Genomic DNA, 21,739 nt, shown 5'->3' on the forward strand with positions numbered 1-21,739 from the left:
TCCCTTTCAGGCAGTGGTGGAGATGATGAGGGGCTTGACGATGTTGTCCAGCTTGGCCGAGAACAGGTGGTATCCCTCGGCAATGTGCTCCAGCGGGATCCGGTGCGTCACCAGGTCGCTGGGCTTCAGGTACCCGTTCCGGATGTGCTCGAACAGGCGCGGCCACTGCCGTTTCACCGGGCACTGGTTCATTCGCAGCGTGAGCCCCTTGTTCACGGCATCGCCAAACTTGACGGCGCTGAAGACGGGTCCGTAGGCGCCCACCACGGACACCGTTCCACCCTTGCGGACCGCGTCGATGGCCCAGTTCAGCGCCACGGGCGAGCCGCCCTGGAGCTTCAGCTTCGACGCCGTGACGTGCTGCAGGAAGTTTCCGTCCGCCTCGGCCCCCACGGCGTCAATGACGACGTCGGCGCCCAGGTAGTCGGTTTCCTTCTTCAGGTGCACCACGATGTCGTCGTACTCCGCGAAGTTGAACGTCTCGGCGTGGGCGAAGCTGCGGGCCTTCTCCAACCGGTAGTCCAGGTGGTCGATGACGATCACGCGGCCCGCGCCCATCAGCCACGCCGACTTGGCAGCGAACAGGCCCACCGGCCCGGCGCCGAACACCACCACGGTGTCGCCTTCCACGATGTCGCCCAGTTGCGCGCCAAAATACCCGGTGGGGAGGGCATCGGTGAGCAGCACGGCGTCCTCTTCATCCATCCAGTCCGGAATCCTGCTGGGCCCCACGTCCGCAAACGGAACCCGCACGAACTCCGCCTGGCCGCCGTCGTACCCGCCGCAGGTGTGGGAGTAGCCGTAAATGCCGCCCACCGCCGTCGCGTTCGGGTTGACGTTGTGGCAGTTGGAGTAGAGGCCGCGGGAACAGAACCAGCAGGAGCCGCAGTAGACGTTGAACGGAACCATCACGCGGTCGCCGGGAATCAGGTTCTGCACCGAGGAGCCCACCAGGTGCACCACTCCCACGAATTCGTGGCCGAACGTGGTGCCCACCCGGGTGTCGGGCATCATGCCGTGGTAGAGATGCAGGTCCGATCCGCAGATCGCCCCGGTGGTCACCCGGATGATTGCGTCGTTGGGATGCTCGATCTTGGGAATGTCTTTTTCTTCGACCCGGATCTTGTAAGGACCGCGGTACACCATGGCTCGCATTCGTGCCGCCTCTGTGGTTGGCCGGCAGTGGGTGTGCCCCTGGCAGGAACAAAACCCCGTGGCTTGAGGCCCACCGCGATCCTCACAGGCTTCCATCCGCGGGGAATGAGGTCAAGGGTGGGTTCGGGCGCTTGGGACGGACGACGCCGGGTAGGAGCATGGGGAAAGGTACAACGGCCGAAGGGAAAAGGATGTCCAGCGAAAGCAGCGGGACTGCCGTCACCGGCGCTGCCAACTCCCGTGCCGCCGTCGGGCCCGCGTTCCTGCTGGGGATGGGGCTGGGCGGATTCGTGGACGGCATCGTCCTGCATCAACTCCTGCAGTGGCACCACATACTCACCCACACTCCGTCCGGCGATCCCAAGACCGTTCAGGGGCTGGAGCTGAACACGCTGGCCGACGGCGTATTTCACGGCGCCATGTGGGCCTTGGTCGCGGCCTCCGCACTTCTCACGATCAGAGCGCGCCGGAACGGCGCGCTGTCCCCGAGTTGGCCTTCCAGGTGGGGCTGGTCCTGGCTGGTTGGGGCACCTTCAACGTGGTGGAAGGCCTGGTGGACCACCAACTCCTGGGGATCCACCATGTGCGCGACGACTTGGGCGGCCCGCTTGCCTGGGACCTCGGGTTCCTGGGCCTGAGCGTAGTGCTGGCCATTGCAGGCTGGCTGCTGTACCGGCGTGCTGCAACCAGCCCGAAGCGGGCGCTGCCCTAAGACCTCGTCTGCTGCGCAGAAATATTGGCGCTGCACAAAACGCTGGCGCTGCCCGAATTTACGTAGCGCCAGGGTTTCTGCGTCTCGAAAAGTGCGGTGCGGCTCGAAAAGCAGCCCCGCTACTTATTCGGGTTGGGGTCGTGGAGGTCGTGCTCGCCGATATCGGCAGCCCCCAGAACGCTTTCCGCTGGTGCATCCTCTGAGGGGTGGAGCCGCACGCTCAGCTCGGGATGGTGCAGGTCCAGGGCTGGGCGTTCGGACCGGATGCGGGGAAGCGAGGTGAAGTTGTGCCGCGGCGGCGGGCAGGACGTGGCCCACTCCAGTGAAGCCCCGAAGCCCCACGGATCATCCACCGTTACCTTTTTCCCTGCCCGCCAGGTGATGTACACGTTCCAGAAGAACGGGATGAGGGACGCGCCCAGCAGGTAAGAGCCGAAGGTGGAGAACTGGTTCATGAAGGTGAAGTTGTCCTCCGGCATGTAGTCCGCGTACCGGCGGGGCATGCCCAGGACACCCAGCCAGTGCTGGATCAGGAACGTGGCATGGAAGCCCAAGAAGAGCATCCAGAAGTGGATCTTGCCGAGGCGCTCGTTGAGCATGGTGCCGGTGAACTTGGGCCACCAGAAGTAGAACCCGGCGAACATGGCAAACACCACGGTGCCGAACACCACGTAGTGGAAGTGTGCCACCACGAAGTAGGTGTCCGAAACGTGGAAGTCCATGGGCGGCGAAGCCAGGATGATGCCGGTGAGGCCGCCGAAGAGGAATGTGGCCAGGAACCCCATGCTCCAGAGCATGGGGGTCTCGAAGGTCAGCGACCCGCCCCACATGGTGCCGATCCAGTTGAAGAACTTCACGCCGGTTGGCACCGCGATCAGCATGGTCATGAACGCGAAGAACGGCAGGAACACCGCGCCTGTGACGTACATGTGGTGGGCCCACACCGTTACCGAAAGGGCCGCGATGGCAATGGTGGCGTACACGATGCCCTTGTAGCCGAACAGCGGCTTGCGGCTGAACACCGGGAAGATCTCCGAAACGATGCCGAAGAACGGCAGCGCAATGATGTACACCTCCGGGTGCCCGAAGAACCAGAACAGGTGCTGCCACAGGATGGCACCGCCGTTGGAGGGATCGAAGATGTGCGCACCGAACTTCCGGTCCGCACCCAGTGCGAACAGGGCGGCTGCCAGCGGCGGGAACGCCATCAGGACCAGGATGCCCGTGACCAGCGTGTTCCAGGTAAAGATGGGCATCCGCCACATGGTGAGGCCCGGGGCCCGCATGCAGATGATGGTGGTGATGAAGTTGACCGACCCCAGGATGGTGCCGAAGCCGGACAGCGCAAGGCCGAAGACCCACAGGTCACCGCCGATGCCCGGGGTGAACGTGGTGTTGGACAAAGGTGCGTAGGCGAACCAGCCAAAGGACGCGGCGCCCTGCGGGGTGATGAAGCCTGACACCGCGATGGTGGAGCCGAAGAGGAAGAACCAGAACGCGAGCGCGTTCAGGCGGGGGAACGCCACGTCCGGCGCGCCGATCTGCAGCGGCATGATCACGTTGGCGAACCCGGCGAACAATGGGGTGGCGAACATCAGCAGCATGATGGTGCCGTGCATGGTGAACAGCTGGTTGTACTGTTCCTTGGTCTGCAGGATCTGCATTCCGGGCTCGAAGAGTTCGGCACGGATCAGCAGCGCCATGACCCCGCCCGCGCAGAAGAAGACGAAGGATGAGATCAGGTACATGTAGCCGATGGTCTTGTGGTCGGTGGAGGTGATCCAGTTGACGACGATGCTTCCCTTGGGGCGCCGGACCACTGCCGGTGCCGCGGTGGCCGCGGTTCCGCCCATTCTCTGGCCTGTGGTGGTCATGACCGTGCCGTCCTTTACTGTGCTGGTTCCAGGACCTGGGGTGCAGGAGCTGATATCGGCGACCTGTCGAAGTCGGTACCCAGGTTGCCGGTGTTGCCCTTTGCCTTGAGGTCGGCGATGTGGCTGTCATACTCCTGCTGGGTCACCACCCTGACCTTGAAGAGCATTTCGGAGTGGTATTCGCCGCAGAGCTCGGCGCACTTGCCCATGTACTCGCCGGTGCGGTTGGGGGTGATGCTGATGTAGGGGTTGTACTGTTCGTGGCCCGGGTAGAGGTCGCGCTTCTGCAGGAAATCCACCACCCAGAAGGAATGCTGCACATCGCGGGACTGCAGATGCAGTTCCACCTTCTTTCCCACGGGCAGGTAGAGGGTGGGCAGCCGGTCCGGGGCGCCCCAGTCACCGGTCAGGTGGGCCTGCTGTCCGGCGTCCTCGTGGACCTGCTCCTTGACGTAGTTGAAATCCCAGGACCACTGCTTGCCGAAGACATCGATCACCACGTCCGGGTTGGGGTAGCGCTCGTCGATGGCCCGCTGTTCCCGGTCCGTGAAGACGAACAGGACGCCGATGACGATCAGCGGGATGGCCAGGTAGAAGACTTCAAGGGGGAGGTTGTAGCTCAATTGCGGCGGGAACCCCACGGTGTTCTTCCTGCGCCGGTAGGCCACGATGACCCAGATCATCAGCCCCCAGGTGATGATGCCAACCACCAGCGCAGCGATCCAGGAGTTGACCCACAGGTCCGTGATCAGCTCCGTATTGTTGGTGGTGTCACGGGCTCCGGGAAGGAAACCGCGGGACACCAGGTCGGAGCAGGACGTCAGCGCGGGCAGGGTAAGAACGCCTGCGGCCAGCGCTGCGAAGCGCCGCCAGCTGTGGTTTCGCAATGGTCTTTTACCCACCTGTGGTCCCTCCGGCATGCTCCAGAAGCCCGACTGTATGAGCCCACCACTGGCCCGGGGACCAGCGGTTGTGTGCCCCACCCTACGCGCGGAGGATGTCGATGGGAAGAGGTTTTACGGCGTCCGGGCCGATGCAGGAACCAGCGGCGGCGGCTACCGGGTGGCGGCCCAGACCGATGCGGCTCCGGAGTGGCCGGTGGCGATGCTTTGGTAGAGCAGGATCAGTCCTGCGAGGACGCCCAGCACCGAGGTGGCAGGCAGCAGCCAGCGGGATTCCAGAAGCGGGGCCAGGCCGCGGAACGCGGGCCGGCGGGTCAGGATTGACGGGAAGGCGGCGCCGATCTGTGCTGCCACCACGATCAGGAACAGGAGCGTAACGTACCGGAGGAAGCTTCCCTGATGTGCATGGTCCTCAATGAGTTGTGATGCCGGCTTTGCCTTCTCCAGTTGTTCCCCTGCTTCCGCCGTGACCACGGTCAGCGGGACCAGCAGCAGTGCCAGGATTCCCAAGGGCCAGGCCAAGTAGCGCCTGCTGCGGCGGATAAGCGCGAAAACCGCCGCCAAAACCCCGGACAGCGGGGCCAGGACCACCACGCCGTGAATCAACAGAATGTGGGCCGGCAGGCCGCCGATTTGCACCAAGTGGACGCTCCTGAACAATAGAGGGTGGGCCGAATACAGGGCTGCTAGGCGATGCCGGTGGTGCCCAGCAGGCTTCCCACCGCGAAGGTGAAGGCCATGGCCAGGGCACCGCCCACCACCAGCCGGATTGTTGCCTTCCGCTTGGAGCTTCCGCCGACTTTGGCACTGATGGTGCCGGTCAACGCGAGCGCCAGGATGACGGCAACGAAGGTGACCGGGATGCGGGCTTCCTCGGGCGGGAAGATGATGGCCAGCATGGGCAGGATGGCGCCCACGGTGAAGGCGATGGCGGAGGCAAAGGCGGCGTGCCAGGGGCTGACCACTTCTTCTTCGTCGATGTTCAGTTCGGCGGACAGGTGCGCCTTCAATGCATCCTTCGCCGTCAACTCTTCGGCAACAGTCCGGGCCGTAGTTTCGCTGAGCCCCTTCGCCTGGTAGATGTGGGCAAGTTCGTCAAGTTCGCCCTCGGGATCGTCCCGGAGCTCCTGGCGTTCCTTTTCGATCAGCGCGCGCTGGCTGTCACTCTGGCTGCTGACAGAGACGTATTCCCCCAGTGCCATGGACACGGCCCCGCCCACCACCGCTGCGGTGCCTGCCACCAGGATGGGAGCGAGGTCGTTGGTCACGCCCGCCACGCCCACCACGGTTGCCGCGACGGAGACGATGCCGTCGTTCGCGCCCAGTACGCCGGCGCGCAGCCAGTTCAGGCGGGCTGCCACGCTGCTGTCGTGGGGCTCGTTGCGGTTGAGCTTAAGGGTTTCAGACATGCTGGCAGTAAAGCACTGCGCGGCCCCCTGTGCCACAAAGGTTTGCATCCCCTAACAGCGGAGGGCCGCGACAGGGCTCAGCAGGGGGCAGGGCTCTCCTGGTCTGGTATCTCGATTTGGAAACCGCACGCGCAGCGCAGCACCCTGGTGGCCAGGTACACGCCGAGGATCTCCGGCACCTGGCCATAGGTGCCGTGGATGCTCCGCATTTCGGCTCCGCTCGCCGTCATCACCTGCCCGCAGTGGACGTAGTGGCCATCGTGGACCAATACGTCGCACGTGTCCCGGCGTCGGCTCCCGGAATGCCCGCCCATCAGGCGACGGCGGGGTAGCTGCTGAGGATGTAGTCGGCCGCGGCGGGACCGGCCATCCGGAGCTTGGAGTCCCGGACATCCACGCCGCAGCGCAGCATCCCGGCACGGAACGCCTGGTCGGGTTTGGGAGCCAGGCCGTGCAGGGCCGCCCAACTGACATAAAGACCGTAAAGGCAATCAGGGCCCAGGGGAGAATCGCCGGAGGGCTCGGACGTGGTTGCTTCATTAAGGAACTGTTGGAAATGCGAGGCCGACATGCTTGGCTCTTTCGCTCTTGCATAATGCGCTGCCGTTGGGCTACAGCAGCTGCTCCCTTGGCCTTTGCAGAAGGGCCGGGGAGGACGGGTATGGCGCCCGTCACAGTCCAAATCTACCTGCGGGTAGGGCTGAAGTACAACGGGCTTGCCCCGGACGCCGCCCGGGGGCACTCTTCCCACCCGTTAATAAGGATGCTTATTATTGTTTCCTTCCGCCGACGAATAGAGGGCAACAGGATGGATCGCACTTGCCTGCGGCTGGAAGGAACTTGCAACGATGCAAGGGATAGGGGACGACGACGATGGACACCTACGGCAATGACGGCACCGGCGGCGCGGGTCCGGGCAGGCGGACGTTCGGCATCGAGGAGGAGCTGCTCCTGGTGGATCCAGGAACCGGGGAAGCCGTGCCGCTGGCAGGAGCCCTCCTGGACCTTTACGTCCGTCCGCTGGAGGCCGCAGCCGGGCCCGTCCTGACAGCAGAGTTCCAGCAGGAAATGATCGAGGTGGTCAGCCCGCCGCACGCCACCCTGGCAAAACTCCAGCAGGACATCGTGGCCGGACGGGCCATCGCCCACCAGGCAGCCGAGGACGTAGGCGTCAGGGTGGCCGCGCTGGGAACCTCGCCCCTTCCTGCGGATCCCCATCCCGTGCAGCTCCGGAGGTTCCGGGCAATGATGCAGGAGTACGGGCTGACTGCCAGGGAACAGCTCACCTGCGGCTGCCACATCCACGTCTCGGTGGAGTCGCCGGAGGAAGCCGTGGCCGTGCTGGACCGGATGCGGAACTGGCTGCCGGTGCTCGTCGCGCTGAGTGCCAACTCCCCCTTCTGGCACGGGGAGGACAGCGGCTACGCGAGCTACCGCTCCCAAGTGTGGAACCGCTGGCCGTCCGCCGGGCCGTTGGAACTCCTGGGCACCCCGGACTCCTACCACCAGTTGGTGCATGACATGGTGAGTACGGGCGTGGCCATGGACGAGGGCATGATCTACTTCGACGCCCGCCTCTCCCGGCACTACCCCACGGTGGAAATCCGTGTGGCCGACGTCTGCCTGCGCCCGGAAAACACCGTGCTGCTGGCGGGAATCGCCCGGGGCCTGGTGGAAACCGCCGCCAGGGAATGGCGGGAGGGGATCGAACCAGTGTCCGTCCCGTCAGCCCTGCTCAGGCTGGCGGGCTGGAAAGCAAGCCGGTGGGGCCTCCGCGGTGAGCTGCTGGATCCCCAAACGCACCGCCCGGCGCCCGCGCTCGCCGTCGTGAATTCGCTGCTGCACCACGTCCGGGGGGCGCTGGAGGATATGGGTGACCTGCAGCGGGTGGAGGAACTGATGGACAGGCTGCTGGCCGGCGGCACCGGCGCCGTGCGGCAGATGGAGGTGCTGCACCGCACCGGGGACCTGGAGCGGGTAGTGGAGGACGCGGCCAACTGCACCGTCTCCGCCTCGTAAGTGACACGGGCTGGCCCTTGACCCCCTTCACCCCCCGGCGTATACCGAAAGAATCATCATGCTGGTCCCCGCTGGGCCTTGTATGGAGCCGGCTGCCCCTGGTCTTCGAACAAAATAACTGGAGTTGTGATGGGTAGCGATCGTTTCGACGTGCTCCGCGAACAGGTCCGCGGGCAGGTTATCGAAGAGGACGACGCCGAGTACGAGGCCGCGCGCCTCGTGTACAACGGGATGATCAACCGTCGTCCCGCAGCAGTCCTTCGGGTGTCCCAGGTGGCGGACGTTCTGGCGGCCGTACGCTTCGCCCGTGGCCTTGATATTGAGGTTGCCGTGCGCGGAGGCGGGCACAGCGCGCCGGGTTTCGGGACGGTCGACGGCGGACTGGTCCTTGATTTCTCAGCCCGCCGGGGAGTGCGGGTGGACCCGGTGGCAAGGGTGGCCCGGGTGGAGCCCGGTGCAACGTGGGCAGACTACAACCACGCCACGCACGCATTCGGGCTGGCCAGCACAGGCGGCATCATTGGCTCAACCGGCGTCGCCGGCCTTACCCTCGGCGGTGGCATCGGATACCTCTCCCGTAAGTACGGGTTGTCCTGCGACAACCTCGTTTCTGCCGATGTCGTCCTCGCCGACGGAACCTTTGTCACTGCCAGCGAAGCGGAAAACGTCGACCTTTTCTGGGCGCTCCGTGGCGGCAGCGGCAACTTCGGCGTGGTCACGTCCATGGAATTCCGCCTGCACCCCGTGGACATGGTCCATGTGGGGATCATGTTCTTCGATGCCGCAACCGGAGTCCAGGTTGGCGCCGCCTACCGCGAATGGATTGCCGCCGAACCCGAAGAAATGGGCGCCTTCCTGGGATTCCACCTGGGTCCTCCGGTGCCGTTCCTGCCCGAGGAATGGCATGGAAAACCGGTGGCTGTAGTCGCGGGCATGTGGACCGGCGATCTTGACGCCGGACCTGCGCAATGGCAGCCAATGCTGGACGCCGGGCAGGTGCTGGGCAGTTTCTTTGCACCGATGCCCTACCCCGCACTCAACATCATGTTCGACGGGCTCAGCGGCGTCCCCGGACTGCAGGGCTATTGGAAGGCTGACTTCCTCCGCACGCTCAGCGATGATGCGCTCCGCACCGCCGTCGCCTACGCACCCGGCATACCAAGCGTTCACTCCGCAAACCACTTCTATCCGATCGACGGCGCCGTGCAACGTGTTGCCCCGGAGGCCACCGCCTTCGCCTACCGTGACGTGAATTTTGCGCCGGTTATCGCAGCCCAGTGGCCCGAGCCGGCCGAGAACGACAGGAACATCGCCTGGGTCCGGGAATACTGGAACGCCCTCCACGAATTCTCGGAGCCCGGCGGCTACCTTAACTTCCAGGACGCAGACGACCAGTCCAGGATTGAGGACACCCTCGGGTCGAACTATGCACGGCTGGCCGAACTCAAGGCTAAGTACGACCCCGACAACTTCTTCCATGTCAACCAGAACATCACGCCGGCAGCCGCCGGCGCCGCGGCCGCACCCGTTCCGGCAGAGCGCCCGGCCGTGCTGCAGGCCGAGGCCATGCCGGAGGAAGCGCGTCGGCGGGAGGCTGCGCCGCCCGATTCCAATCCGGCAGAGGGGGCCACGACGTAGCAGGGCCAGCGGTTCCGGACCGGACGCCGGGCGGAGGAGGCACTGTCAGTAGGTGGTCGCGTTGCGCATGATGAGGGGCGGCCGCGGCGCCTGGCTGAAATCGAAGGCACTGGCCAGGTCGCCCAGGAGCGGGTTGTCCTCGCGGACGCCGGGCCGGTTGTCCGGCCGGCCGTCGGTGGCGGGGTCGATCCGCTCACCGCCCAGGAAATCGTCCTCGATGAACTTCAGATAGGCATCCTGGCTGAGGACCTGGTGGTCGATGAATCCCTTCCTGGCGTACGGGCTGATGACCAGGGCCGGGACACGAAGGCCGTATCCGTTCTTGTCCACCACCGGCGGGGGGACGTGGTCGTAGAACCCGCCCCAGTCGTCCCAGTTGAGGAAGATGGCCGTGCTGTTCCAGTCGGGCCCGCTCATGATGGCGTTGATCAGCCCGGCCACATACTGCTGGCCTGTCCTGACCCTGGCCGGGGGATGTTCGCTGACCTCATCGGTGGGGGCCACCCAGGTGACGGCCGGAAGCCTGCCCTGCCGGGCGTCGTCGTAGAAGCCATCCAGCGGTTTGATGTTTCCTTGCTCGCCGTCCTCGGTGACGGTGTCGAAGTACGGCAGCGGGTTCCAGCGGCCCGGGGTTTCGGCGTCCTGCTTGACGGGCTGGCAGGTGGCGGCGTCGTTGCGGCAGTCAGGTTCGGTGCCGCTGAACACGTAGTACGCCCACGGGACGGAATGTTTGTGGAGCAGGTACGTCAGGTCGGTCCAGGCATAGTCCGGCCGCCTGAGGGTCCTGGCAGCCTGGGCCAGTTTCTCCTTCAGGGCGTCCGGGATGTCGGCCGCGTTGGCGCCGGCCTTGCAGGCGGTGAAGGAATCGGTGGATTTGCAGTCGGCGGAGGCAATCTGCTCAGTCTGGACGGCCAGGTCGGAACTGATGCCAGCGGCCTGGAGGGCGTCCCGGCAAGGTTGCAGATCCGCGTTTGCCTGGCATTTGCCGATGAGGCTTTTGTCGAAGTCCGCCTTCTCCGGCTCCGGGTCGAGGCTTTCCAGCGCGTTGACACAGGAGGACGGGTCCCCGGCCTTGGTGCACTTGGCGGACCACTCCGAGACCATGTAGAGGTGGGCCTGGAGGCTTCCGGCCGCGGCGGACGAGAACATGTGGTCCTGGAGCACGAAGTTGTCAGCGTAGTCCCAGTAGGTCGGCAGCTGCTTCCGGTCGTGGTAGCCCATCACATCGGTGGCCTTCGACGTGAACGTGCAGTCAGTGGCAGTTGGCCCGCAGTGGGCGATGCCTTTTTCCGCCTGCGCCACGAACCCGTCCATCGCCCCGCCGTTGATGTCGGCGGCGGCGTCATCAGGGCTGTGCGGGCCGCCGGCGTTAACGTCCGCGGTGCTGTAAAAAGGCGCCACGCAGCCGCCCTTGGCAGGATCCGGAACGCACACGGCGGGTTTGCCGTCCTTCATGGGAATCCCGTCGGCCCCCGGATAGGTGCCGAAGTAACTGTCGAAGGACCTGTTCTCCTGGGTGATGATCACCACGTGCTTGATCTTGGAAATGCCGGCGCCCGGGTCAGGCGAGGTCCCGGGGCGCAGGGCGGCAGGAATTGCGACGGCGAGAATCACCAAAGCCACCGCCACGCTCACGGCCAGGACGGTTGGCCGCCGCCCCATCCTTGGAACCCTCACCCTAGGATGCCTGCTGCATGACGTCGTCGCCGAAGGTCTTCACGCCCCGGTCCCCGGCCAGTCCCAGCCGGGGAAGGCCGAAGATGTCCTCGATGGTGGCCAGCAGGCTGTAGTGGTTGTAGGGCCGTTCCGAGGAGCCGCCCGCAGTGGCGAACGGGGAGAGGACCAGCGCTCCCACCCGCCCCCCGGCCGCGCCCCCGGCAGGGCTCCCCGAGTCTCCCTTGGAGGGACCGGCCGAATCTCCCTCGGCCTCATCGAAGGTGATCACCAGCATGCCGTCCTGCTTGTAGGCGGGGGAGGAGAGGATGGCCGGGACTTGGTCCTTGAGCCAGTCGTCCACCGCTCCCAGGCCTCCAGCGGTACCGTCCGCGCAGGAATCGTCATGCCCGTCGTGGCACAGGTTCGGGGTGATGTAGGCAAGGTTCGGGGTGGTGTCCACGGACTTCAGGTCATCCCCAAGGGCAGAGTAGTTGACTACGTTCCTGGCGCAGCCCGGGGACGAAATGATGGAGCGGAAGTAGACAAACGGATTGTGGTGCGTGGAGTACATCTCATCCCGGGTGGCCCTGATGTGGTCGTCCGCTTCGCCGATGGCCGGGTGCTCACAGGGCTGCTGCATGTCCTCCATGTAGCCCTTCCACGTTTTGCCCTGCGCGGTCAGCTGCCCGGCCAACGTCTGGGTGCCCTGCGGGTAGACACAGCCGTTGCCCTGCAATGTGTTGTCCGGCCCGGTGCCGGTGGCGTGGAACGCAGTGTAGGTGCGGCAGTCCTGCCTTGTACTGTCGTTGGCCGGCTGTCCGGAGATTTGGGCCAGGTAGTTGGGCAGCGAGTTGTGGGCTATTCCGTAGTAGTTGTTCAGCAGCACCCCCTGCTTCCGGAGCGTGCCGGACAGGTACGGGGCGGGGGAGTTGCCACCCCACACCGAGTCGTAGCCTTTGTTTTCGAGGTTGATGACAAAGACATGCCCGGGGCTGCCCTTTGGCCGGGCTGCCTCCGGTGTTGCGCCCGGGGCGGCGGGGGTGGGGCTCGCCGTGGCCCTGATGCCTGCCGGGGGCGTTGGGCCCTGCGCCGGTGCCGTCGTGGGAGTGTCCACAGGAGCGGGCGCGGGGTTGGCGGCCTGGCATCCTGCCACGACGGATACCACAAGGACCGGTCCCAGGAGCAGGCCGGGGGCCCGCCACCACCGGGCCCTTTTTCGGGGAGTTGATGCTGGTTGCACGCCCGGTCTCCTTGATCGTAGGTGCCTGCCGGCCGGGCTGCCGGGCAGTCCGGCCGGGAGGTTTTGGCGCCCCAGCGTTGCGGACACTCTTGCACACCGAAACCGCGTTTCGAAAGGGCAATGCCTGTGAGTTGGCAGTGAATCCGTGCCCCTGTCCGGCCCGCGCCATTCACCTGCCGGCCGCCCACGCCACAGGTCTTTCTGCCCTAGAAGGGGGTGTCCGGCAGGCGTTGACTTAAATCGCGGGAAGCTGAGGCCCGCGGGCTGGAAACGCACAACGCATCCGGCCCTGAACAGAAAGGAAAGTTCAGTGAAAAAGTGGTATCGGTGGCAGGATTATGTAGCAGCCGCCGCCGGACTCTTCACCGCGGTGGCGGTCCTGTTCACGCGGCAGCAAAACATGTCCACCACCCTGATGCTCGTCTTCGGCGGGCTCCTGGTGGTCAGCGGCATCATCAACCTGGCAATGCCGGGAACTCCGGCCATGGAATACGTGCAGGCCATCCTCGCCGCAGGACTGGTCCTCTCGCCATGGCTCGGGACATACACGGGCGCTACGGGCGCAGCCTGGACGTCGTGGATCGCAGGGGCGGTGGCACTGGTGGTAACAGCGGTGGCCATTAAGCCCAGCACCGACCTCCATCACACCTACCGCGTCTCGCATTAGCAGGAGGAATCCGCCATGACTGAAGTGCTGCGCTACGAAGTGGGATCCGGAACCGTGCTCGTTGAGGCTGCGGACAACAGCTACGGCGTGGACCATCCCGCCCGCAACGAACAGGGCATCCTGGACACGGGCCGGCGCCTGGAAGATGCACTTGCCAGCGTCCGCCCCGCCGCCCGCGCAGCACTGGAGGCCATGGCGGAACTCACCCCCGAACAGATCCAGGTTGAGTTCGGCGTAAAGCTCGCGGGGGACGCAGGGGCGGTGATTGCCAAGAGCAGTTCCGACGCCCACTTCGTCCTCCGGATGACATGGAACCCCGCGGCGGCAGCCCTGCCAGGGGAAGAAATCACACATAACGGGTGACGGCGATGGTTGCGTTTCATGACAGGTCCGACGCCGGGCGGCGGCTGGGCAAGCGGCTGGCCGGCCTGCGCGGCCGGGACGTCGTGGTGCTGGGCCTGCCCCGGGGCGGCGTTCCTGTTGCGTTCGAGGTGGCCAAGGCCCTTGAAGCGCCGCTGGACGTGGTGGTGGTGCGCAAACTGGGGGTTCCGTTCCAACCCGAGGTGGCCATGGGAGCCATCGGGGAGGGCAATGTCCGCGTCCTGGATCCGCGCACCATCTCCATGGCCCGGGTGTCTCAGGAAGACCTGCAGCGGGTGGAGCGGCAGGAACGCGCCCTGCTTGAAAGCAGGGTGGCGCGGTTCCGCCAGGGACGCCGGCGCGTCGACCTTACCGGGCGCACCGTGGTCATTGTTGACGACGGCATCGCCACCGGTTCCACCGCCCGGGTAGCCTGCCAGGTGGCCCGGCAACTCGGCGCAGCGAAAGTCATCCTTGCCGTCCCCGTTGCCCCCTCCCGAGCCATTGTGGAGCTTAAGGAACCGGACGACGTCGTCTGCCTGCTTTCGCCCCAGGACTTCCAGGCCGTGGGCTACTACTACCGCGACTTCTCGCCCACCGAGGATGGCGAAGTGGTGCAGCTGCTGGACGCCGCTGCCGCCCTGCCGCACCAAGGCGACGGGTACGGGGGAGACGGCAGCCTGGAGGACGACGTCGAAATCCCGGACGGAAAGGTGGTCCTGCGCGGCAGCCTCTACCTGCCGGGCCGCTGCGACGGCACGGTCCTTTTCGCCCACGGCAGCGGCAGCAGCAGGCACAGCCCCCGCAACCGGTTCGTCGCCTCGGTGCTGCACGGTGCCGGCCTGGGCACGCTGCTCCTTGACCTGCTGACACCCGAAGAGGAGGTCAACCGGGCCAACGTATTCGACATCCGCCTGTTGGGCCGCCGCCTTTCCTCCGCGACGCATTGGCTGGAGGCACGGCATGACGGTTCGGCCGGCAGGATCGGCTACTTCGGTGCCAGCACCGGCGCGGGGGCTGCACTGTGGGCGGCCGCCGCGCCCGGTGCCCAGGTGGCCGCCGTCGTTTCCCGTGGCGGCCGGCCGGACCTGGCGGGCTCCCGGCTCGCCGCCGTGAAAGCCCCCACCCTCCTGATTGTTGGCGGCGCCGACACCCAGGTGCTGGCCCTCAACCGGCAGGCCATGGCGCGCATGCAGGCCCCCACCCGGCTGGAGGTCGTCCCCGGTGCCACCCACCTCTTCGAAGAACCCGGCACCCTTGCCATGGCGGCCACCCTGGCCGCGGACTGGTTCCGGCACTACCTCCTGCCCTCGCCGGTAGGGCGGCACGCGCCGGAGGCCAGGGAATGAACACCGCCGCAGGCAACACCGGCACCGGCCGCTGGGAGGAACGCGGGGCGGAACGCGCGGCGGAAGCAGCCCAGATCCGCAGCCTGGCCCACCCCCTGGCCACCGCCGACCACCTCGAACCGCTGGTCCGCCTCGCTGCCCCGGCCCGTTTCGTGTGCCTGGGCGAGGCATCCCACGGCACCCAGGAGTACTACCACTGGCGGGCACTGCTCAGCCGCCGGCTGATCGAAGAATACGGCTTCACCTGGATCGGCGTGGAGGGTGACTGGCCTGACTGCTGGCGCATCAACCGCTGGGTCAGGGGCGAGTCCGGCCAGGACATGGACGCGCGCCGGCTGCTGGCCGGCTTTGAACGCTGGCCCACGTGGATGTGGGCCAACTACGAAGTGGCCGAATTCCTCACCTGGCTCCGTGAATGGAACATGCGGCTCCCGGAGCACCAACGGACGGGCTTCTACGGCCTGGACGTCTACTCGCTGTGGGACTCGCTGCGGGAAATCTTCGCCTGGCTGGAGGCCAACGCCAGTGAGGCACTCCCGGCTGCACTCCAGGCCTGGCACTGCTTCATCCCGTTCCGCGAGGACCCGCAGCGGTATGCCCTGAGCAACCGCCTGGTCCCGCAGTCCTGCGAAGCGGACGTGGTGACCCTGCTGGCGGAGGTCCGGCGGCAGGCCCTGGGCCGGATGCAGGACGATCCGGCCGCTTTTGACGCCATCCAGAACGCCATTGTGGCAACGAACGCCGAGCGTTACTACCGGACCATGGTCCGCGGCGACCAGCAGTCCTGGAACATCCGCGACCATCACATGAGCGACACCATCGACCGCATCTCGCGCCACCACGGGCCCGGGTCCAAGGGGCTGGTCTGGGCGCACAACACCCACGTGGGCGATGCGCGCGCCACGGACATGTCCCACGACGGCATGGTCAACATCGGGCAGCTGGTGCGCCAGCGCCACCCCAATGAGGTGGTACTGGCCGGGTTCGCGTCCTTCGCCGGGTCCGTGACCGCCGCCGAATCATGGGGCTCCCCGGAATGGGTGATGGAGGTTCCGGCGGCAGTGCACGGGAGCCACGAGGACCTCCTCAACGAGGCGCTGGGGGAGCCGTCGGTGCTGGTGTTCGGAGCTGACCGGTCCGGGCCGTGGCTGGGGTCCTGGCGCGGACACCGGGCCATCGGCGTGGTGTACAACCCGCACCGGGAGAGGGGCAACTACGTGCCCACGCGGATGGGGGACCGCTACGACGCCCTGTTCTGGCATCCGCGGACCGAGGCGCTGCGGCCGCTGCACCACGAATACCAGCCCGGCGAACCGGAGCTCGAGACCGAGCCAACGGGGTTCTAGCCCTAACCAAAGGAACATGATGGACCAGAGGAGCACCGTGACCGCCGCAGTTGAGCGTTCCACACGCTGGCCTGCCATCACCAAGGACGTAACCGCCTTCCGGGTCCAGCCCAACCTGCTCGATTACGACGCCGCCCGGCGGGACTTCAGCTGGGACCAGGCACGGCAGGCGCTGGCCGGACTGCCCGGCGGCCGGGGCCTGAACATCGCGTACGAGGCCGTGGACCGGCACGTGGCGGAAGGCCGCGGCGGCAAGGAGGCCCTGCGTTTCGTAAAGGCCGACGGCGGCACCCGGTCCCTCAGCTACGGCGGCCTTGCGGAAGGGTCCAGCAAATTCGCGGCAGTGCTCAAGAGCCTTGGGGTGGGGCGCGGCGAGCGCGTCTTTTCGCTCCTGGGCCGCAGCCCTGAGTTGTACACCGCGGTGCTGGGCACCTTCAAGAACGGCAGCGTCTTTTGCCCGCTCTTTTCCGCCTTCGGCCCGGAACCGGTGCGGCAGCGGCTGCACCTCGGCGCCGGCCGGGTGCTGGTAACCACCAAGGCGCTGTACCGCAAAAAGGTGGCGCCCGTGCGGGACTCCCTTCCCGACCTCCGCCACGTCCTGCTGGTGGACCCGGACGGCAGCGGGGAACAGGGAAGCCCTGAACAGGGAACCCTGGACCTGGCCGCCCTCCTGGCCCAGGCCGACCCAATCGAGGAGATCGCCGCCACCCAGCCCGGGGACATGGCCCTGCTGCATTTCACCAGCGGCACCACGGGCATACCCAAGGGTGCCATCCACGTCCACGACGCTGTCGCGGCCCATTACGCCACCGGCCGCTTCGCGCTGGACCTGCACCCGGACGACGTTTACTGGTGCACCGCCGATCCGGGCTGGGTGACCGGCACCTCCTACGGCATCATCGCCCCGCTGGTCCACGGGGTCACTGCCATCGTGGATGAGGAGGAACTGGACGCCGACCGCTGGTACCGGATCCTCGCGGAGCAGCACGTCACGGTCTGGTACACGGCGCCCACGGCATTGCGGATGCTCATGAAGGCAGGCGCCGAACGGGCTGCCGGGCATGACCTCTCCGCGCTGCGCTTCATCGCAAGTGTGGGCGAGCCGCTGAACCCGGAGGCGGTGGTGTGGGGCCAGGACGTGCTGGGCCTGCCGGTGCATGACAACTGGTGGCAGACCGAGACCGGCGGGATCATGATCGCCAACTATCCCGCCATGGACATCCGGCCCGGCTCCATGGGCCGGCCGCTTCCCGGCATTGAGGCGGCACTGGTGGCCCGCGACGCCGACGGCAAGCCCATCGTCAAAGACGGCGAGGCGGTTCTGGTCACCGGACCGGACACCATGGGCGAGCTTGCCCTGCGGCCCGGCTGGCCATCCATGTTCCGCGGCTACCTCAACGAGGAGGAGCGCTACCAGCGCTGCTTCGCCGGCGGCTGGTACCTCACCGGCGACCTGGCAAAGCGCGACGGCGACGGCTACTTCTGGTTCGTGGGCCGCGGCGACGACGTGATCAAGTCCTCCGGCCACCTGATCGGCCCGTTCGAGGTGGAAAGCTGCCTCATGGAGCATCCGGCCGTGGCCGAGGCCGGCGTGATCGGGGTGCCGGACCCCGTGGCCGGAGAGGTGGTCAAGGCCTTCGTGGAACTCAAGGCCGGCTACGAGCCAACGGAGGAGCTGCAGCTGGACATCATCGGTTTTGCGCGGAAACGGCTGGGCGCGGCCGTGGCACCGAGGCTGCTGGACTTCACCACCACGCTGCCCAAGACCCGCAGCGGCAAGATCCTCCGCCGGCTCCTGAAATCGCGCGAGCTGGGGCTTCCCGAAGGTGACACCTCTACCCTGGAGTCCCCGGCAGGAACGGCCATCAGTACCCGCAAGGACCAGCCATGACCACGCTCAGGAGCCAAGGGATCCCGGACGCGGAGCACGGCGTGCACCTGCTGCGGCAAATGCTGCGGGTGCGCCGGCTCGAGGAAAAATGCATTGAGCTTTACAGTGCCGCCAAGATCCGAGGCTTCCTGCACGTCTACATCGGTGAGGAGGCCGTGGCCGCAGGGGTCATGGAAGCCCTGGCACCGGACGACGCCGTGGTGGCCACTTACCGTGAACATGGGCACGCCCTCCTGCGCGGCGTCTCGGCCGGCGCCATCCTCGCCGAAATGTACGGCCACGCCGAGGGCTGCTGCCGCGGCCGCGGTGGTTCCATGCACCTTTTCGACGCCGTCACCCGCTTCTATGGCGGAAACGCGATCGTGGCCGGCGGGCTGCCGCTCGCCGTCGGGCTGGCGCTCGCGGACCGGATGGCCGGCCGCCAGCGGGTGACCGTCTGCTTCTTCGGCGAAGGCGCCGTGGCCGAGGGCGAGTTCCACGAAAGCATGAATTTGGCTGCTCTGTGGCAGCTGCCGGTGCTGTTCTGCTGCGAGAACAACCTCTACGCCATGGGCACGGCGCTGGGCCGCTCCGAATCCCAGACGGACATCGCCCTCAAGGCCGCCGGCTACGAAATCTCCGCCTGGGCGGTGGACGGCATGGACGTGCTCGCTGTGGAGGAAGCCGCCCGGCGCGCGGTGGACGCGGTGCGGTCCGGGGGCGGCCCGCATTTCCTGGAGCTGCGCACGTACCGGTTCCGGGCCCACTCCATGTTCGATCCGGAGCTGTACCGGGAGAAATCAGAGGTGGCCCAGTGGATGGAACGGGACCCCATCAGCCTGCTGCAGGCCGCCATGCAGGCGGCGGGCCAGCTGCCGGAGAAGGACTGGGACGCGCTGCGGGCGGACGTGGACGCGGAGATCAGCACCGCCGTCGGATTCGCCGAGAACGGGACGCCGGAGCCGGTGTCCGAGCTCAGCCGGTTTGTCTACAGCGACCGGCCGGATGACGGCAGCGCCGGCGACGGCGGTGCATCGGAGTGGAACGGCACAGCAGGGAAAGGCGGGACTGCAGGATGAAAACCACCTACCGGGAGGCCATGCGCGCGGCCCTCCGTGATGCCATGCAGCGCGACGAACGGGTGTTCCTCATGGGCGAGGACGTGGGCCGGTACGGCGGCAGCTTCGCCGTGAGCCTGGGCCTGCTGGAGGAATTCGGGCCGGACCGCATCCGGGATACGCCGCTCTCCGAATCCGGTTTTGTGGGTGCAGGGATCGGCGCGGCGCTGGGCGGGATGCGGCCCGTGGTGGAAATCATGACCGTCAACTTCAGCCTGCTGGCCCTGGACCAGATCATCAACAACGCCGCCACCCTGCTGCACATGTCCGGCGGCCAGTTCAACGTTCCCATCGTCATCCGGATGACCACCGGCGCCGGCCGCCAGCTCGGTGCCCAGCACTCGCACAGCCTGGAAGGCTGGTACGCGCACATTCCGGGGCTGCGCATCCTGGCCCCGGCCACCCTGGCCGACGCCCGCGGCATGCTGTGGACCGCGCTGCAGGATCCGGACCCGGTGTTGATCTTCGAGCACGGCTCCCTTTACAACGTGGCGGGGGAGCTCGACGACGATGCCGGCGCCGTGGACATCGACAGGGCAGCGGTCCTGCGCGAAGGGGGCGCCCTGACGCTCATCACCTACGGCGGCACCCTGCCCCTGGTGCTGGAGGCCGCGGAGCAGCTGGGCGGGGAAGGCATCGACGCAGACGTCATCGACCTCCGAACCCTCCGCCCGCTGGATGCGCACACCGTCATGGACAGCGTGGCCAAAACGCACCGGGCCGTGGTGGTGGACGAGGGCTGGCGCAGCGGCAGCATCTCGGCCGAGATCGCGGCCCGGATCTGTGAGCAGGCGTTCTTCGACCTGGACGCCCCCGTGGAGCGGGTGTGCAGCCTGGAGGTGCCCGTCCCGTACGCCAAGCACCTGGAGCAGGCGGCGCTGCCGTCGGTGGAGCGGGTGATGGCCGCCGCGCGAAGGGCCGTGGGCGCCGGTGGCTGAGCTCCGGATGCCGTCCCTGGGCGCGGACATGGAGCACGGCAAGGTGGTGGAGTGGCTGGTCAAGCCCGGGGACTACGTCCATAAGGGCGATCTGGTGGCGGCTGTGGACACGGACAAGACCGTCATGGACATCGAGTCGTTCCAGGAAGGCGTGGTGGCCGAGTTCCTGGTGGACATCGGCGACACCGTTGACGTGGGCACCCCCATCGCCCGGATCACGGCCACCCCGGCAGAACTCCAGCCCTCACCCCCGCTCACTTCCAACACGTTTTCCCCCGACGCCCGCTCGCCTTTGGCACCAAAAGAACCAACGCCCGCTCACCCGGGAAGCCCGGCAGGGGACGTGGAGGAGGCCGGAAAAGCCGCGCCGCCGGTGCGGCACCTCGCGCACGCCTTGGGGGTCGACGTCGGACGCATCCGCGGGAGCGGTCCCGGCGGGGAGGTGACCAGGGCCGACGTCGAACGCGCCGTGGCAGGGCCCGGCACCGAGGCCGGGGCTGCTCCGGCAGCGGTTGGGGAAGTGCCGGCGGAACCGGGGGAGCGCGCGTCGCACCGGGTGCGGTCCTCGCCGCTGGCCCGGCGGCTGGCAGCGGAGCTCGGCGTCGAGCTGCAGGCCATCACCGGAACAGGGCCGGCCGGTGCGGTGACCGAGGAGGACGTGCTCGCCGCGGTGCCGCCCAGGGAACGGGCACCCCGGGAGCTCCAAGCGGACAAGCCGGCGGAAGCGCCGCCGTCGCCCGTTCAAGCTCCGGAACCGGAGGTGTCCCCGCCGCGGGGCAGGAAGGACACCGGCAAGGCCGAAACCCTGCGGCAGGCCATCGGCGCGCTGATGTCGCGGTCCAAGAAGGAGATCCCGCACTATTACCTCTCCACCACCCTGGATTTGGCGGCCGCGATGGCCTGGATGCAGGCGGCGAACCAGCAGCGGCCGGTCTCCTCGCGGCTGGTGCCGTCAGCCCTGCTGCTGAAGGCCACTGCGCTCGCGGCCAAGGAGGTGCCGGACATGAACGGCTTCTTCACCAAGGGCGCCTTTCAAGCCAGCGCGGCCGTGCACCTGGGCGTGGCGGTGGCCCTGCGGCACGGCGGCCTGGTGGCCCCGGCCCTGCACGACGCCGACACCCTGACGCTCGATGAGCTCATGGACCAGCTGCGCGACCTGGTGGGCCGGGCCCGGGCAGGCCGGCTGCAGCGCGCGGAGATGGCCGACCCCACCATCACGGTGACCAACCTGGGTGATCTCGGCGTCGAAAGCGTGTACGGCGTGATCTATCCGCCGCAGGTGGCCATGGTGGGCTTCGGCAAGGTCCTGGAACAGCCGTGGGCGCACAACGGGATGCTCGGTATCCGGCATGCGGCCATCGCCACGCTGTCCGCGGACCACCGGGTGAGCGACGGGCTGCGCGGCGGCCGGTTCCTGGCCCGCATCGACGAGCTGCTGCAGAAGCCCGGGGAACTGTGAAGCCCGCGGCCGTAGAACATATGAGCG

At 67.0% G+C, this 21,739-nt stretch carries 19 protein-coding genes and 1 pseudogene; 11 read left to right on the forward strand and 9 right to left on the reverse strand.

All coding sequences use genetic code 11. From position 1 onward, the window contains the following. Positions 1 to 6: 6 nt before the first annotated feature. Positions 7 to 1,155: a zinc-dependent alcohol dehydrogenase gene (locus tag ACR65J_RS11455; RefSeq protein WP_440168813.1), complete on the reverse strand. Its 1,149-nt coding sequence runs from the start codon at positions 1,153 to 1,155 to the stop codon at positions 7 to 9. A gap of 272 nt (positions 1,156 to 1,427) precedes the next feature. Between ACR65J_RS11455 and ACR65J_RS11460 the strand changes: the two are divergent. Further along, a pseudogene (locus tag ACR65J_RS11460) lies at positions 1,428 to 1,867 on the forward strand (DUF2243 domain-containing protein). 119 nt (positions 1,868 to 1,986) lie between these two features. Here the strand turns inward: ACR65J_RS11460 and ctaD are convergent. From ctaD to ACR65J_RS11490, 6 genes are all read right to left on the reverse strand, one after another. Beyond that, positions 1,987 to 3,741 (reverse strand): aa3-type cytochrome oxidase subunit I, encoded by a 1,755-nt coding sequence (ctaD, locus tag ACR65J_RS11465; protein WP_440168816.1) that lies wholly within the window; start codon positions 3,739 to 3,741, stop codon positions 1,987 to 1,989. A 14-nt stretch (positions 3,742 to 3,755) separates the two neighbouring features. Beyond that, positions 3,756 to 4,628 carry an aa3-type cytochrome oxidase subunit II gene (gene ctaC, locus ACR65J_RS11470; protein ID WP_440168819.1) on the reverse strand — a complete coding sequence of 291 codons (873 nt, stop codon included), beginning with the start codon at positions 4,626 to 4,628 and terminating at the stop codon, positions 3,756 to 3,758. Between the two features lie 168 nt (positions 4,629 to 4,796). After that, the gene (locus ACR65J_RS11475) at positions 4,797 to 5,282 is read right to left on the reverse strand and encodes a hypothetical protein (protein ID WP_440169096.1); all 486 of its coding nucleotides are present in this window, start codon (positions 5,280 to 5,282) and stop codon (positions 4,797 to 4,799) included. 47 nt (positions 5,283 to 5,329) lie between these two features. Next, on the reverse strand, positions 5,330 to 6,052 hold the full coding sequence (locus ACR65J_RS11480; RefSeq protein WP_440168821.1) for a VIT1/CCC1 transporter family protein: 723 nt from the start codon (positions 6,050 to 6,052) through the stop codon (positions 5,330 to 5,332). Between the two features lie 77 nt (positions 6,053 to 6,129). Further along, positions 6,130 to 6,261: a hypothetical protein gene (locus ACR65J_RS11485; protein ID WP_440168823.1), complete on the reverse strand. Its 132-nt coding sequence runs from the start codon at positions 6,259 to 6,261 to the stop codon at positions 6,130 to 6,132. 104 nt (positions 6,262 to 6,365) lie between these two features. Then, positions 6,366 to 6,623: a hypothetical protein gene (locus ACR65J_RS11490; protein ID WP_440168825.1), complete on the reverse strand. Its 258-nt coding sequence runs from the start codon at positions 6,621 to 6,623 to the stop codon at positions 6,366 to 6,368. 302 nt (positions 6,624 to 6,925) lie between these two features. Between ACR65J_RS11490 and ACR65J_RS11495 the strand changes: the two genes are divergently transcribed. Both ACR65J_RS11495 and ACR65J_RS11500 read left to right on the forward strand, forming a co-directional pair. Further along, complete coding sequence (locus tag ACR65J_RS11495) at positions 6,926 to 8,071, forward strand: carboxylate-amine ligase (RefSeq protein WP_440168827.1); 1,146 nt, start codon at positions 6,926 to 6,928, stop codon at positions 8,069 to 8,071. A 129-nt stretch (positions 8,072 to 8,200) separates the two neighbouring features. Next, on the forward strand, positions 8,201 to 9,709 hold the full coding sequence (locus ACR65J_RS11500; RefSeq protein ID WP_440168830.1) for an FAD-binding oxidoreductase: 1,509 nt from the start codon (positions 8,201 to 8,203) through the stop codon (positions 9,707 to 9,709). A 45-nt stretch (positions 9,710 to 9,754) separates the two neighbouring features. Here ACR65J_RS11500 and ACR65J_RS11505 read toward each other — a convergent pair whose 3' ends face one another. Then, positions 9,755 to 11,371, reverse strand: coding sequence for an alkaline phosphatase family protein (locus ACR65J_RS11505; RefSeq protein WP_440168833.1), 1,617 nt, complete (start codon positions 11,369 to 11,371; stop codon positions 9,755 to 9,757). A 16-nt stretch (positions 11,372 to 11,387) separates the two neighbouring features. Beyond that, on the reverse strand, positions 11,388 to 12,605 hold the full coding sequence (locus tag ACR65J_RS11510; RefSeq protein WP_440168836.1) for an alkaline phosphatase family protein: 1,218 nt from the start codon (positions 12,603 to 12,605) through the stop codon (positions 11,388 to 11,390). Positions 12,606 to 12,915: 310 nt separating this feature from the next. On the opposite strand from ACR65J_RS11510, the gene ACR65J_RS11515 reads away from it, so the two are divergent. From ACR65J_RS11515 to ACR65J_RS11550, 8 genes are read left to right on the forward strand one after another with little or no spacing between them, the layout of a single operon-like run. Then, entirely contained in the window at positions 12,916 to 13,272 is a 357-nt protein-coding gene (locus ACR65J_RS11515; RefSeq protein WP_440168839.1) for an SPW repeat domain-containing protein, read from the forward strand. A 15-nt stretch (positions 13,273 to 13,287) separates the two neighbouring features. Beyond that, positions 13,288 to 13,635, forward strand: coding sequence for a CU044_2847 family protein (locus tag ACR65J_RS11520; protein ID WP_440168841.1), 348 nt, complete (start codon positions 13,288 to 13,290; stop codon positions 13,633 to 13,635). Between the two features lie 5 nt (positions 13,636 to 13,640). Beyond that, a complete protein-coding gene (locus ACR65J_RS11525; RefSeq protein ID WP_440169099.1) occupies positions 13,641 to 14,981 on the forward strand; it encodes a phosphoribosyltransferase family protein in 1,341 nt (446 codons plus the stop codon). After that, positions 14,978 to 16,327 carry an erythromycin esterase family protein gene (locus ACR65J_RS11530; RefSeq protein WP_440168843.1) on the forward strand — a complete coding sequence of 450 codons (1,350 nt, stop codon included), beginning with the start codon at positions 14,978 to 14,980 and terminating at the stop codon, positions 16,325 to 16,327. Before ACR65J_RS11525 ends, ACR65J_RS11530 begins: the two co-directional genes overlap by 4 nt. A 19-nt stretch (positions 16,328 to 16,346) precedes the next feature. Further along, on the forward strand, positions 16,347 to 18,218 hold the full coding sequence (acsA, locus tag ACR65J_RS11535; protein WP_440168846.1) for an acetate--CoA ligase: 1,872 nt from the start codon (positions 16,347 to 16,349) through the stop codon (positions 18,216 to 18,218). Continuing rightward, positions 18,215 to 19,276 (forward strand): pyruvate dehydrogenase (acetyl-transferring) E1 component subunit alpha, encoded by a 1,062-nt coding sequence (pdhA, locus tag ACR65J_RS11540; RefSeq protein ID WP_440168849.1) that lies wholly within the window; start codon positions 18,215 to 18,217, stop codon positions 19,274 to 19,276. The genes acsA and pdhA overlap by 4 nt, the downstream gene beginning before the upstream one ends. Beyond that, positions 19,273 to 20,253, forward strand: a complete 981-nt coding sequence (locus ACR65J_RS11545; RefSeq protein WP_440168852.1) for an alpha-ketoacid dehydrogenase subunit beta — start codon at positions 19,273 to 19,275, stop codon at positions 20,251 to 20,253. Before pdhA ends, ACR65J_RS11545 begins: the two co-directional genes overlap by 4 nt. Then, positions 20,246 to 21,712 (forward strand): dihydrolipoamide acetyltransferase family protein, encoded by a 1,467-nt coding sequence (locus ACR65J_RS11550; RefSeq protein ID WP_440168854.1) that lies wholly within the window; start codon positions 20,246 to 20,248, stop codon positions 21,710 to 21,712. The genes ACR65J_RS11545 and ACR65J_RS11550 overlap by 8 nt, the downstream gene beginning before the upstream one ends. Positions 21,713 to 21,739: the final 27 nt, after the last annotated feature.

It is taken from the genome of Arthrobacter sp. SAFR-044 (assembly GCF_059414985.1).

Bases quoted from the DNA above. Each gene is read 5' to 3' on its own strand.
- ACR65J_RS11490 (WP_440168825.1), bottom strand. From the start codon at position 6,623: ATGTCGGCCTCGCATTTCCAACAGTTCCTTAATGAAGCAACCACGTCC.
- ACR65J_RS11530 (WP_440168843.1), top strand. From the start codon at position 14,978: ATGAACACCGCCGCAGGCAACACCGGCACCGGCCGCTGGGAGGAACGC.
- acsA (WP_440168846.1), top strand. From the start codon at position 16,347: ATGGACCAGAGGAGCACCGTGACCGCCGCAGTTGAGCGTTCCACACGC.
- ACR65J_RS11545 (WP_440168852.1), top strand. From the start codon at position 19,273: ATGAAAACCACCTACCGGGAGGCCATGCGCGCGGCCCTCCGTGATGCC.
- ACR65J_RS11495 (WP_440168827.1), top strand. From the start codon at position 6,926: ATGGACACCTACGGCAATGACGGCACCGGCGGCGCGGGTCCGGGCAGG.
- ACR65J_RS11505 (WP_440168833.1), bottom strand. From the start codon at position 11,371: ATGGGGCGGCGGCCAACCGTCCTGGCCGTGAGCGTGGCGGTGGCTTTG.
- ACR65J_RS11480 (WP_440168821.1), bottom strand. From the start codon at position 6,052: ATGTCTGAAACCCTTAAGCTCAACCGCAACGAGCCCCACGACAGCAGC.
- ACR65J_RS11455 (WP_440168813.1), bottom strand. From the start codon at position 1,155: ATGCGAGCCATGGTGTACCGCGGTCCTTACAAGATCCGGGTCGAAGAA.
- ACR65J_RS11500 (WP_440168830.1), top strand. From the start codon at position 8,201: ATGGGTAGCGATCGTTTCGACGTGCTCCGCGAACAGGTCCGCGGGCAG.
- ACR65J_RS11485 (WP_440168823.1), bottom strand. From the start codon at position 6,261: ATGCGGAGCATCCACGGCACCTATGGCCAGGTGCCGGAGATCCTCGGC.
- ctaD (WP_440168816.1), bottom strand. From the start codon at position 3,741: ATGACCACCACAGGCCAGAGAATGGGCGGAACCGCGGCCACCGCGGCA.
- ACR65J_RS11520 (WP_440168841.1), top strand. From the start codon at position 13,288: ATGACTGAAGTGCTGCGCTACGAAGTGGGATCCGGAACCGTGCTCGTT.
- pdhA (WP_440168849.1), top strand. From the start codon at position 18,215: ATGACCACGCTCAGGAGCCAAGGGATCCCGGACGCGGAGCACGGCGTG.
- ACR65J_RS11525 (WP_440169099.1), top strand. From the start codon at position 13,641: ATGGTTGCGTTTCATGACAGGTCCGACGCCGGGCGGCGGCTGGGCAAG.